14 protein-coding genes and 1 other annotated feature (1 of these 15 cut by a window edge) are annotated in these 12,989 nt (G+C 42.3%); of the genes, 1 reads left to right on the top strand and 13 read right to left on the bottom strand.

Annotation, left to right across the window (positions count from 1 at the left end; all coding sequences use genetic code 11):
- Positions 1-5 precede the first annotated feature (5 nt).
- The 3 genes from aroE to FQ087_RS03620 all read right to left on the bottom strand — a co-directional run bounded on the left by aroE (position 6) and on the right by FQ087_RS03620 (position 2,624).
- Positions 6-833: a shikimate dehydrogenase gene (aroE, locus tag FQ087_RS03630; RefSeq protein WP_149579182.1), complete on the bottom strand. Its 828-nt coding sequence runs from the start codon at positions 831-833 to the stop codon at positions 6-8.
- 169 nt (positions 834-1,002) lie between these two features.
- Entirely contained in the window at positions 1,003-2,103 is a 1,101-nt protein-coding gene (yqeH, locus tag FQ087_RS03625; protein WP_149579181.1) for a ribosome biogenesis GTPase YqeH, read from the bottom strand.
- A gap of 2 nt (positions 2,104-2,105) precedes the next feature.
- Positions 2,106-2,624: a YqeG family HAD IIIA-type phosphatase gene (locus FQ087_RS03620; protein WP_149580733.1), complete on the bottom strand. Its 519-nt coding sequence runs from the start codon at positions 2,622-2,624 to the stop codon at positions 2,106-2,108.
- A gap of 205 nt (positions 2,625-2,829) precedes the next feature.
- Between FQ087_RS03620 and sigK the strand changes: the two genes are divergently transcribed.
- Positions 2,830-3,537, top strand: a complete 708-nt coding sequence (gene sigK, locus FQ087_RS03615) for an RNA polymerase sporulation sigma factor SigK (protein WP_149579180.1) — start codon at positions 2,830-2,832, stop codon at positions 3,535-3,537.
- Between the two features lie 430 nt (positions 3,538-3,967).
- Here the strand turns inward: sigK and mtnN are convergent, their stop codons facing one another.
- The 10 genes from mtnN to alaS all read right to left on the bottom strand — a co-directional run bounded on the left by mtnN (position 3,968) and on the right by alaS (position 12,734).
- Positions 3,968-4,660, bottom strand: a complete 693-nt coding sequence (gene mtnN / locus FQ087_RS03610) for a 5'-methylthioadenosine/S-adenosylhomocysteine nucleosidase (RefSeq protein ID WP_149579179.1) — start codon at positions 4,658-4,660, stop codon at positions 3,968-3,970.
- Between the two features lie 160 nt (positions 4,661-4,820).
- Positions 4,821-5,525, bottom strand: a complete 705-nt coding sequence (locus FQ087_RS03605) for a YrrS family protein (protein WP_255452129.1) — start codon at positions 5,523-5,525, stop codon at positions 4,821-4,823.
- Between the two features lie 138 nt (positions 5,526-5,663).
- Positions 5,664-6,140: a transcription elongation factor GreA gene (gene greA / locus FQ087_RS03600; protein WP_149579178.1), complete on the bottom strand. Its 477-nt coding sequence runs from the start codon at positions 6,138-6,140 to the stop codon at positions 5,664-5,666.
- 104 nt (positions 6,141-6,244) lie between these two features.
- The gene (gene udk / locus FQ087_RS03595; RefSeq protein WP_149579177.1) at positions 6,245-6,883 is read right to left on the bottom strand and encodes a uridine kinase; all 639 of its coding nucleotides are present in this window, start codon (positions 6,881-6,883) and stop codon (positions 6,245-6,247) included.
- A 62-nt stretch (positions 6,884-6,945) separates the two neighbouring features.
- Complete coding sequence (locus FQ087_RS03590; RefSeq protein WP_149579176.1) at positions 6,946-7,581, bottom strand: O-methyltransferase; 636 nt, start codon at positions 7,579-7,581, stop codon at positions 6,946-6,948.
- Between the two features lie 25 nt (positions 7,582-7,606).
- A complete protein-coding gene (gene mltG / locus FQ087_RS03585) occupies positions 7,607-8,731 on the bottom strand; it encodes an endolytic transglycosylase MltG (protein WP_149579175.1) in 1,125 nt (374 codons plus the stop codon).
- Positions 8,732-9,022: 291 nt separating this feature from the next.
- The gene (locus tag FQ087_RS03580; protein WP_149579174.1) at positions 9,023-9,319 is read right to left on the bottom strand and encodes a DUF1292 domain-containing protein; all 297 of its coding nucleotides are present in this window, start codon (positions 9,317-9,319) and stop codon (positions 9,023-9,025) included.
- Between the two features lie 10 nt (positions 9,320-9,329).
- The gene (ruvX, locus tag FQ087_RS03575) at positions 9,330-9,749 is read right to left on the bottom strand and encodes a Holliday junction resolvase RuvX (protein ID WP_149579173.1); all 420 of its coding nucleotides are present in this window, start codon (positions 9,747-9,749) and stop codon (positions 9,330-9,332) included.
- Positions 9,746-10,018, bottom strand: coding sequence for an IreB family regulatory phosphoprotein (locus tag FQ087_RS03570; RefSeq protein ID WP_149579172.1), 273 nt, complete (start codon positions 10,016-10,018; stop codon positions 9,746-9,748). Before FQ087_RS03570 ends, ruvX begins: the two co-directional genes overlap by 4 nt.
- Positions 10,019-10,100: 82 nt before the next feature.
- Positions 10,101-12,734, bottom strand: a complete 2,634-nt coding sequence (gene alaS, locus FQ087_RS03565; protein WP_149579171.1) for an alanine--tRNA ligase — start codon at positions 12,732-12,734, stop codon at positions 10,101-10,103.
- Between the two features lie 112 nt (positions 12,735-12,846).
- Positions 12,847-12,989: a binding site (T-box leader), on the bottom strand (it continues 64 nt past the right edge of the window).

Here is a 12,989-nt window from a genome sequence, read left to right as displayed (position 1 = left end):
GTTATTTATCCTCCAAGAGTTGTAGTTATTTTTTCAATCATAAATCCTGTTTTGGGACGAACTTCTGTCCATGTCTCAAACGCAAGCGCTCCTTGATGAACAAACATGCCGACCCCATTCAGTGTGTGAGCCCCTCTTTTGCGAGATTCTGTAAGAAACTCCGTTTCAAGCGGGTTGTAGATAATATCAGCAACAACTGTTCCTTCAGAGACATTTTCCGGATTTAAAGGCATTCCATTTTGAGCAAAGTTCATGCCAACGGATGTCGTCTGAACGATCAAACCGAATTCCGATAGAGCTAATTCTGCCTCTGCTGTAGATAGGACCATCGACTCGGTAAGTTCAGTTGCTAATTGTTCGGCTTTTTCAAGCGTACGATTCGTGAAAAAGATAGGACCGTATCCTGCTGATTGAAGTGCAAAAGCAATACCCCTTGCAGCCCCACCAGCTCCGATAACGAGCACTTTCTTATCCTTGCACTGCTCACCAGTAGCTTCTTCCAATGAACGGACAAATCCCCTACCGTCAGTATTAGAGCCGACGAGCGTACCATCTTCAAGTACATGGACAGTATTCACTGCGTTCATTTGTCTTGCAGAAGAATCCAACTGATTAAGAAACGGGATAATAGCACTTTTATGAGGAACAGTTACATTCCAGCCTGAACAGCCCAAATTCTTTAAGCCCTCTACCACTTCCCGCAGCTGGTCTGCTGTTACATGGATAGGGATATAGGTTGCATCCATATTTTCTTCATTAAACCAAAATTCGTGCATGTTTGGAGACATCGACTGTGCGATAGGATCCCCGATAACTGCATACCATTTTTTCATAGCAAGTCCTCCTTAGATAAGGATTCAAAAAGTAGGATAAAAAGAGCCGAGGAGTACTAGCATGCTGACATGATCGCGACCTAAAAGCGCCACATCGTATGGCGCCGGCCGCATGACCCGCTTCTTGTAGGACTCTAAAGGTTTTTTTATCGGAAATTTTGAACTTCCCCTAGATTAATGAAGGTCTGAGGACAACATCTACCCCACGAGGCGCATGAACAGCAACTACTACATCAGGATGCTGAATCGTGATCCAACCAAGCCCTGAAATTACAATATCCATTTTCTTTTTCTTAATCGAAAATTCATGTCGGACAAATGGCGGCAGCGTCTCAAGTGATTCACCTGATGGCGGTGATAACATCCCACCAAGATGCTCTTTATACAAATTATCCGCATTGGAAAGCTTCGTCCGGTGAATCGATAATTCATTCGAAACATGAATTGTAAACGACGAACGATCTCCAGCAATAAAGTCAAAACGTGCAAGACCACCAATGTACAATGTCTGTTCAGCATTCAACTGGAATACTTTCGGTTTTAATTCTTTTTTAGGCGTAATTGCTTTTAGATCATTCGCATCCAAGTGATGTGCAATCTGGTGGTGATTAATAATACCAGGAGTATCGTAAATTGCTTTGCCATCTTCAAATGGAATTTCAACAAGATCTAAAGTTGTTCCTGGGAAATGAGAAGTCGTAATTACTTCTCCGATACCAGTCGCCCCTTTAATGATGCGATTGATGAACGTAGACTTTCCAACGTTCGTACATCCGACAACATATACATCTTTGCCACGACGATACTTATCAATCGCTGTAAGTGCTTCTTCCATCCCTTTGCCTTTATGGGCTGAAACAAGCAACACATCGACAGGTTTTAAACCTAGCTTAGCTGCTTCAGTTTTCATCCAATTAATAAGTCGATTTGGGTTAATTGATTTTGGTAAAATATCAGCCTTATTACCGATTAGCAAAATATCTTTAGCACCAACAAAGCGGTGTAAACCATTTATCCAGCTACCATTAAAATCGAAGATATCAACGATTTTAACGACCAATCCGTCTTTTTGTCCGATACCATTTAAAATGGCAAGAAAATCATCGCCCGATAATGATACCGGTTGTAATTCATTATAATTGCGCAATCGGAAACAACGCTTGCAGATAACATCCTCTTTTTCCAAAGAAGCTGGCGGCGTATAGCCTTCCAATTTTGGATCTTCAGTCTGGATTGTTATTCCACAACCGATACATTTAATTTCTTCCAAGCTTATTCCTCCCACTTGATTAAGCCACGGCGTTTCAATCCCGCCATGATTCTTCTTTCAATCTTCCTGTTGAACTTCGTGATAGCGGCGTCTGACGTCGCGACTGGCACAACGAGTATCGTATGTAGCCCTTTCCTGTTACCGCCCAGTATATCGGTCAGCAACTGGTCACCGATGACGACTACTTCCTCTTTTTTGACGTTCATAGAGGTAAGGGCCTTTTGAAATGACATCCGCATTGGCTTACGTGCATTATTTATGAATGGGATGCCAAGGGGATCGCAAAAGGCTTTAACACGCATTTCATTGTTGTTTGAAACAATGGTCACCTGTATGCCCGCATTTTGCATTGAAAGCATCCATTCGATGATTTCAGGTGTTGCATCCGGCCTGTCCCACGCGACAAGCGTATTGTCCAGGTCCGTAATAATGCCTTTTATCCCCTTTTCTTTTAGGGATTGAGGTTGAATATGCAAAATGTTTTTAACATACTCATCTGGTAAAAAATACTTATACACGATATCCACTCCGATATAGTACTTAATCTGATAACAATTATAACATAACAAGGCAACTTACATGCAGTGTAATGAAATGCCGAAGACTGGTTTTCAGAGGAACGCCGCCTAAATAGGACATCCTTTATCGCCTGTCCGACTAAAAAAACGGTGATACGGCAAGACCCGACCGCATATGCTGTCATACAACGACACAGGAGGTGGCCCGATGAGCGGGTTTGTCATGGCGATTGTACAGCTATGGCTCGAAATTCCTGCAGTGATTGGCTATATTCGAGGGCAGGCTTTTCAGCGTCCCTTATCGAAAGAGGAAGAAGCAGCTTGCCTGCAACGTCTTGCAGAAGGTGACGAAGATGCCCGAGACGAATTGATCGAACGTAATATGCGGCTCGTCGCCCACATCGTAAAAAAATTCCACCCGAAACACGAACTACTTGATGATTATATCTCAATTGGAACTATTGGACTTATGAAAGCGGTGAACAGTTTCACTCCTGATCGCAAAACGAAACTGGCCACGTACGCTGCCCGCTGTATTGAAAACGAAATACTCATGTATTTACGAACACAGAAAAAAGTACAAAAGGATGTTTCCCTCTTCGATCCAATCGGTATGGATAAAGATGGCCAATCACTGCAAATTGCAGATTTGCTTCAAACTGATGATGATTCCCCAGTCGACGCAGTCGAGCAAAAAGAACGAAATGAACGGTTGTACAGACATCTTGGAAAGCTTGATGCCCGGGAACTTGAAATCATTCAAAGACGATACGGTCTGCTTGATGATTTACCAATGACGCAAAAAGAAATCGCAGAACAACTCGACATTTCCAGAAGTTACGTCTCCCGTATCGAAAAACGAGCAATTGTTAAACTGTATCAGTTATTCAAACATGAATACAATGATTCAAATTAACTAAGAAAAGCGCAAGCGCCTTGGATAGGAACGACAGGCATAAGACGGAAAAGGAAGGCAACCTAAGTTCGCAGCATCCTGCGGCAGCAAACGAGGGCTGCAGTTCAATCCTACCTGGGTTGGCTTATGCCCCTAGCTCCTAGGCGCTAGAATCTAGACGTCAAATAAATTCTTTTACAGGTTTCTACAGTATGATATTTTATAATTTCCCAACCAATAAAGAAAAGGCGTTTCCACGCGGGAGTGATCCCAGCATAGGAAACGCCTCTTCTTTTACAGCTCAGTCCGCGCTAACCTCACGGGAGATGACGACTGCAATGATTGTTGATGCGATAAACACGCCTGCCATTAAAAATAACATAGTTAAATCCCTCCTTAAAAAAAGAATATCTACAATATCTATTCATACATCTATCTTACCACGAAATGCTTAAAGTTTCGAGATGACTTTTAAAACAATATCTGTGGAATGACGCGCAGCGACAGGTAGGAACTCATCGAAACTGATTGATGACTCTTTTCCTGCAATATCTGATAGTGCACGGATGACGACAAACGGCGTACCAAACTGATGGCAAACCTGTGCGACAGCCGATGCCTCCATATCCGCAGCAATCATTAGAGGGAATGTCTCTTTCACTTTTGCAACGTGCTCAGTATTGCTCATGAACGTGTCACCAGAAGCGATAAGTCCTGTAGCATGTGCATGCGCTCCAATTTCTTCGACAGCAGCACGAGCTACATCCACTAGTCCTAAATCTGCACGATACGCTGCAGGTTGTCCCGGAACTTGTCCATGCTCGTAGCCAAATGCAGTAACATCGACATCGTGATGACGCACTTCATTGGAAATAACGACCGTGCCAACTTCAAGTGACGCATGGAATCCACCTGCTGAACCTGTATTCAGAACAACATCCGGTTTGAAATTGCTTAGCAATAGCGTCGTTGCGATCGCAGCGTTTACTTTACCAATACCACTCTTCACAAGCACAACATCATGCTCACCGATTTTCCCTTCGATAAATTCACACCCTGCAATTGTTGTCGCAAGACCTGAATCGATTTCTTCACGTAACAGTGTTACTTCTTCTTCCATCGCACCTACTACTGCTATCTTCATTTTATACCCTCCACGAAAAAATATAGGTTGAATGAATGATTCCATTGAAGACACCCCTTTGGCGGCTTTGGGGGTGACTCCCACCCTAAGCTCCCTGTATGGCATCTACGCTGAGTTAACATACGGAATTCAAGCCTCAACCTAAATAGTTTAAGTCAATTTAATAATCAAAGTCCAATGTCTTCAATTTATCCATTTTTACAGGTTTCCAGCCTTCGCCGTCCACCCATTCGAGGTAGACACGGTATTTCTGTGCGCTATCCCTTGATGAAACAATTCCAATAGACTTCTGCGGTCCACCGCCGTTTTTAATCTTCAAAAAGATCATCGAATCTTGTGGTAGACCAGTTGCATAGGCAAGCGCTTGTTTTTTCTCGTTCCAATCAACTGACGAACCATCATACTGTGATACGTGATCACCTGTTTGTGTGGTACCAATAGGTTTCCATGCGGTATCGGTGATTGTCTCAGCTACGATTGCGTCGTCTGAAGGAGATGACGTAACCGAATCAGGCTTTTCGCTATCGCCGCCAGTAGTTGATTCATCTACTTGATCGGTTTCAGTCGTGTTTGATGGTTCAGACGTTTCTTCTTCTGTTGATGAATTACTATCTTCTGCCGCGTTATCCTTATCATCTTCTTCAACGTCTTCTTCGACTTCTACTACATCTTCATTGACAGTGCTATCATTTGCAGTTTCTTCAATCTCGCTTGGTTCTTTATCACTCTTGCCGCCAGAGAAAATTGCCCCTGCAGCGATAATAATAAGTACAACAACAATTGCAATCATACTGTTTAATATCTTATTTCGATTACGGCCTTTTTTCCGTTCAACTCTCGATAGATCAGGTTCTCGTTCTGTCATACGCATATCAACTCCTGTTAAGATTTTGACTAGTGCCTGTATGTAGTAGACGAGTAGCAACGAAAATTGTTTCATAAAGTTCATGTAAGTAATAAAGTACGAAAACCGCCCTCACAATAGAGGGCGGCTATCTGCAAGTCATTTTATATCTAGAATTGTAACTGACATTTCTCCGGCCGGTGTATTAATTTTTACTTGCTCACCTTTAGAACGACCGATAAGTCCTTTTGCGATTGGTGAATCATTCGAAATAAGACCTTCAATTGGATTCGCTTCTGCAGAACCAACAATCGTATACGTCTCTTCATCTCCGTCTGGCAGTTCTTTAAATGTGACGGTTTTCCCAAGGCGTACTTCGTCAGTATTTAGTTCGTCTGCTGTGATGATTACCGCATTGCGGATCATCGACTCAATAGAAACAATTTTACCTTCAAGGAAACCTTGGTCTTCTTTTGCAGAATCGTATTCCGAGTTTTCCGAAAGATCGCCGTGGCTGCGCGCGATTTTTATGCGCTCGACAACTTCTTTACGTTTAACCGATTTTAGAAAGTCTAACTCTTCTTCTAGTTTTTGTTTACCTGCTGCAGTCATTGGAAATTTCTTTTCTGTAATCATTCCACATATCACTCCCTATATTCCTGTTCATAAAAATACTATGCCATTCCTACGACAGGTATGCGACATAGTGCTATTCTGTATAGAATTCTGTCATCATCATATTACAATTCTGTTCCAGATTCAAGAATTGTTTTTATTTTCGTAACCATTAGGTCAATTGCGACTTCATTATGCCCACCTTCTGGAATAATAATATCTGCATATCTTTTCGTCGGTTCGATGAACTGGTTGTGCATCGGGCGTACGACAGACAAATATTGATCGATGACCGATTCAATTGTTCTACCTCGTTCATTGATATCTCGCATAATACGACGAATAATGCGCAAATCTGCATCTGTATCCACGAATAATTTTATGTCCATGAGTTCACGTAACATTGCGTCCTCAAGAACCAAAATGCCTTCCAGGATGATGACATCTTTCGGTTCGATAATAATCGTTTCTTCAGAGCGCGTGTGTAATGAATAATCATACACAGGTTTTTCCACAAAGTTGCGCTTAAGAAGCGTTTCAACATGATGAATTAGTAATTCTGTATCGAATGCCAGCGGATGATCATAATTTGTTTTTAGACGTTCTTCAAATTTCAGATGAGACTGGTCTTTGTAGTAATAATCCTGTTCGATAACGACAACAGAATGCTCTTTAAATACCTCATAAATTGATTTAGTAACACTTGTTTTGCCTGATCCTGAGCCACCTGCAATACCAATGACGAGAGGTTTTCTAGATTTCATTTCAAACTCCCTTTACGCATCAGAATATCCCGTTAGTCAAAGATATCCACACCAATGTCTTATTATTTTTTTATCGCAATTAAAAGTCCGTCTCCAACAGAAAGCAAAGACGTTTCGTACGCTGGATTATTCATAATCCATTCAGTGAATTCTTTCAAATTGCGTGTCATCGTTCGATTGCGCCTTGGGATATCCTTATCGTCGAGCAGCACTATACCATGCATGAACATATTGTCGCAATAAATAACGCCCCCAGTATTGAGGGTAACCGCATATTTTTCAAAGAATCGTTTATATTGCCCTTTGGCAGCGTCGATGAAAAGCGCATCATACGTATTACTAAAAATTTCATCACTTTCAGTTAAAAGTGCATCCGCTTCAATAATTGTAATCTGCTGGTCCAATCCACTCCGCGTGATGTAGTCAACCGCTTTCATATACCGCTCATTGTCTCTTTCAATAGTCACAATGGAAGCCTTTGGTAGTGCTCTAGCTATCCGGATTGCCGAATAGCCAATTGCACTACCGATTTCAAGGATACGTTCGGGATTTTGGAGTCGCAACAGGCTGATAAACAAATCAATTCCATCACTTTCCATGATTGGAACATGACGTTCTTCCGCGAATTTTTCCATTTCGACAATGAACGGATCTTTTTCTTCCACGAAGCTTGCAACATACTTCATATAGTTGTTCATTTCAGTCATCTCCAGTTTAAGACAGTCAGTCTCCAGACAAGTAAAGTGCCTTGTTTTCCAAATGTTTGTCATAAGAATCCGTAAAGTGATTGACACCTTTCTTATCAGCTAAGAAAAATAGATAATTCGTTTTAGATGGATTGATGACTGCTTCGATAGAAGATTTTCCTGCTCCAGCGATTGGTCCAGGTGGCAATCCTTTATTTACATACGTATTATATGGATCGTCTTTTTCAAGATCTGAATAGAGTACTCTGTCTTTGTGCTCACCTAAGGCATAAAGAACAGTTGGGTCCGTTTGAAGTGGCATATCTTGCTTTAACCTGTTGAAAAATACACTTGCAATCGTTTCCCTATCTGATTGGGCCGTCGCCTCTTCTTCAAGCAGCGAAGCGAACGTCAACAGCCAATGAACAGATTTTTCATTGCTTTGCAGATAATCGAGATAAGGTGTTACATTTATCGAGGTCCCTTTAATCATCGCATTGACTATTGTTTCAACAGATGGCTTCTCTTCAAAAAACGGATATGTTGCTGGGAATAAATAACCTTCCAACGGATATTTAATGTTTTCCGCTTTAATATCTTCTGTCAGGATTTTCGAATATTTCCCCATCAGCATATTGATTGTTGCTTCGTCATTTACATATGCCAGGAATTCTTTCGCAGGAATAGCTGTACTTTTCTCAACGATTTTAGCAATTTGCTGCAATGTCAGTCCTTCTGGAATAGTCATTGTAAAGACAGGTTCTCTATATACTTTTCCTGTTTTTAAACTTTCGATTATTTCATCGAGTGTCATTGATTTCGTTAAGCCATACGTCCCCGCTTGGAACTGGGAATTATTATTGAATTTCACGTAATATTTGAACAGACGGGCGTCTTTAACGATTCCATTTGCCTCAAGTTTCGCTGCAATAGTATCTACCCCAGAACCGATTGGTATTTCCACTTCAATGACTTCTTCGGAATCTGGATCGACAGGTTGAAGAGCCCCTGTTATGTACTTATAGACGTAGCGGCCGCCAATTAGACCACTGATCAATAGAACAAGCGCTATCACCAGAACAACTCTTCTGACGATTTTTACTTCCTTCTTCTTTTCAAGCATTCTCTCAAACATGACATCTTTTTTCGAACCATTATCCATGCGTAATCCACCTCTTTCGTTCGAAGCATAATGCACACGCCATTAAATCAACTTCTGCGCAAGGGTATGCCTCCCGCCCTAAGCCAAGTAGTTTCACCGGTAGGCTTAGGACATTGGCTACCCGGTGTCCAGTTACTGACACAATTTACGTCGTTCGAATTGTGTCAGTAACTGGACACTAAATGGCGCATACGATTAGTTTATATAGATATTCATTTGTTCAATATATGTAAATCACAATGAAAAAACGGAACGGCCTGTACCGCACCGTCCCGTCCGTGCACATATAGATTACTGTTCTTCGTCTTCTTCCTCTTCTGCAAGGAACGTGTTCAACATTTCTTCAATCATTTCCCACTCTGCGTCATCTTCAATTGGCATTAATTCGCCATCTTCATTGTCTTCAGAAGGCACAAAAGCAGAAGCATGGATTTCGACATCTTCGTCTTCCGACTCTTCTTCTCCAAGTACATGATAAAGAACATATGATTTACCAAATTCCTCTGAATCAAATGTAAAGATTACTTCACATACGTGTTCCTCGCCGTTTTCATCTACAATCGTCATTGTTTCTTGTCCGTGTTCCATTACGATCACCTCATCTATTTTTTGAATCAAGATACCCTTGGAGTATCATGATTGCTGCCATCTTATCGATAACAGTCTTTCTTTTCTTCCGACTGACGTCTGCATCGATTAGCACGCGTTCCGCCGCCATCGTCGTCAATCGCTCGTCCCATAACGCAACAGGAAAGCCGAATGTTTGTCTCAAAAGCTCAGCATAATCTTGAGATGCTACCCCTCTTGGTCCGACTGAATTATTCATGTTCTTAGGGAATCCTACCACAAATCCGCTCACTTCGTATTCTTTCACGAGTTCCTGGATTCTTTCCATGCCAAACTGGCCAGCACCTTCATCGACCTTTACTGTTTCAATGCCCTGGGCAGTCCACCCAAGCGCATCACTGATCGCGATGCCAACCGTTTTGGATCCAACATCCAACCCCATTGTTCTCACTCTGTTTTCCCTCCGTTTTCACGAACGTAAAACTTCACAAGTTCTTCTAGGATCTCGTCCCGTTCCAACTTTCGTATCAAATTACGTGCATCATCATGACGTGGTATATAAGCTGGATCGCCCGAAAGAAGATAACCTACAATCTGATTGATTGGATTGTAGCCCTTTTCGTCAAGTGCCTTGTGCACATGAAGCATGACTTGTTTCACTTCTAGCTCCATCGACTCTTCGGGAAAGTTGAATTTCATCGTCTTGTCGTATGATTCCATTATCGACACCCCGCTTTCAGATCATCTGTTTACTGAATCGAATATCATTCCATTTCTAATTATACCCGATTTGATTCACCAGTTAAACAGATTTGACATAATCATACACGGATTGAAGGGCATCATCAAGTTTAGACGCATCTTTTGCTCCCGCCATTGCCATATCCGGGCGACCTCCGCCTTTTCCATCGCACTGTGTAGCTACATGATTGACGATTTTCCCTGCATGATAGTTCCCTGTTTTCAAATCTTCTGTTACGCCTGACACAAGCATTACCTTGCCGTCTGCAGCTGCACCTAGGACTATGACTCCTTTTGATAACTTCTGTTTCATTTCGTCCATCATCTGACGAAGTCCATTATTATCTTTCACATCGACACGTGCCGAAATAACTGTAACGTCATCGATTTGCTGAGCAGAAGCCATGATATCCGCCAATTGACTGTTTCCGAGTTTAGCAGATAATGATTCATTTTCACGTTGAAGTTCTTTCATGTCAGTTAACACTGATCCAATTTTCGTCACAACGTCTTTTGGATTCGATTTTAAAAGGCTTGCAGCGTTGACGAGTACTTCCTCTTCATCTTTGAATGAACGGTAGGCCTGCTGTCCCGTAAGTGCTTCTATGCGTCGTGTACCTGCGCCAATTCCACTTTCAGATACGAGTTTGAACAAACCGATGACAGATGTTGAAGCAACGTGACATCCGCCACAAAGTTCCAATGAGTAATTTCCAACTGAAACAACGCGAACCACTTTGCCATACTTTTCACCGAAAAGCGCCATTGCACCCAGTTTTTTAGCCTCGTCAATTGGTCTTTCTGCAATATTTACAGCGATGTCTTCCCAAATCTTTTGATTGACAATCTGCTCGATTTTTTCAAGTTCTTCTTTCGTCACTTGACCAAAATGCGAGAAGTCGAAGCGCAGACGATCGGGACCAACATATGAACCAGCCTGGTTGACGTGCTCTCCAAGTACTTCTTTCAATGCTTTGTGAAGCAGATGCGTTGCCGTGTGATTTCTAACAGTTAGTTTTCTAGCTGCTTGATCCACCTCAGCTTGAACTGCTGCACCTTTGTGCATTTCACCTGAACGGATGATTGCCGTATGCAAATTTTGACCGTTTGGAGCCTTTTGTACATCTTTGATATCCGCAACAAATGTCTCGCCGCTAATTGTCCCTTTGTCCGCTACTTGTCCACCGCTTTCCGCGTAGAACGGAGTACGATCTAAGATGAACTGAATTTCGTCACCTTCCGATGCAGTGTCTACTAATGCGCCTTCGTGTAAAAGCGCGACAACTGTTGAATCGCATTCCAGTTGGTTGTAACCAATGAATTCGCTTGAATCGTGAATTTCACCTAGTACACCCGACTGAACATGCATAGAGTCTACATCTTGACGTGCAGCACGCGCACGCTTGCGCTGGCTGTCCATTTCTGATTCAAAACCAGCTCGGTCAACCGTTACTCCTGCTTCTTCAGCGAATTCTTCCGTCAACTCGAACGGGAAGCCATACGTATCATAGAGACGGAAGGCAATAGCTCCTGGAACAATCGAAGTACCCGATGATTTTGCATCGTCAATCACGCCGGAAAGGATTGCCATTCCATCCGTTAATGTTTCATGGAACCGTTCTTCTTCATTTTTAATAACTTTCATAATGAACTCTTTCTTGTCTGTCACCTCAGGGTAGAAGTCTTGCATGATCTCCCCTACAACGGGCACAAGTTCGAACATGAACGGTTTGTTAACCCCAAGTTGTTTCGCAAAACGGACCGCTCTGCGTAGCAATCTTCTTAGTACATAACCGCGGCCTTCATTGGACGGAAGTGCACCATCACCTATTGCAAAAGCAACTGTACGAATATGGTCTGCAATCACTTTGAATGCGATATCTTTTTGCTCATCTTTACCGTATTTCTCTTCGGAAAATTTTTCGATGGCATGCATGATAGGTATGAAGAGATCTGTGTCGAAGTTTGTCGAAACGTCTTGAATAACAGATGCCATCCGTTCGAGACCCATCCCTGTATCAATATTTTTTTTCGGCAGAGGTGTGTATGTATTATCTGGATTATGGTTAAATTCCGAGAACACAAGGTTCCAAATTTCTAAATAACGTTCATTTTCCCCACCCGGATACAATTCAGGATCAGAGAAATCGTCGCCGTATGCCGGTCCGCGGTCATAGAAGATTTCCGAGTTCGGACCACTTGGACCTTCGCCGATATCCCAGAAGTTCCCTTCAAGACGAATGATTCGATCTTCTGCAATTCCAATCTTATCACGCCAGATTGCATACGCTTCCTCGTCTTCCGGATGAATTGTGATCGATAACAGTTCAGGATCAAAGCCAACCCATTTTTCATTCGTCAAAAAATCCCACGCATGAACGATCGCTTCTTCTTTGAAATAATCCCCTATCGAGAAGTTTCCAAGCATTTCGAAAAATGTATGGTGGCGAGCTGTTTTACCGACGTTTTCAATATCGTTTGTACGGATTGACTTTTGTGCATTAACGATACGCGGATTAGTAGGAACTACTCGTCCATCAAAATATTTTTTTAATGTCGCGACTCCACTGTTAATCCAAAGAAGTGAAGCATCATCGATTGGTACAAGTGGTGCAGATGGCTCGATGTTATGACCGTGTTCTTTGAAGTATTCTAAAAACATGTTACGAATTTGTGACGTTGTTAGTTTTTTCATAAGTGAATCCTCCTTTTTAATTGTAAACATGTATTAATAAAGTACGAGCTTCTAGTTGCAACTTCTAGAAGAAAGGCGGTATTGCGGGCACAAAAAAATCCCCGCCCCTAATGCAAGGGACGAAGATGTTAGTCTCGCGGTACCACCCTAATTACCGGACGAATTGAATCCGGCATCTCTGGTTGCCTTAACGCGGCGGACGGCAGGGATGAGCTGCACTCAGGAGTAGCTTTTCAACATTTTTCTCGAGTGCCT

The sequence above is a fragment of the Sporosarcina sp. ANT_H38 genome (assembly GCF_008369195.1).
In the GTDB taxonomy this organism is placed as follows: domain Bacteria; phylum Bacillota; class Bacilli; order Bacillales_A; family Planococcaceae; genus Sporosarcina.
The sequence above is the reverse complement of the archived record's forward strand: the minus strand, read 5'-3'. Positions and strand labels throughout refer to the sequence as shown.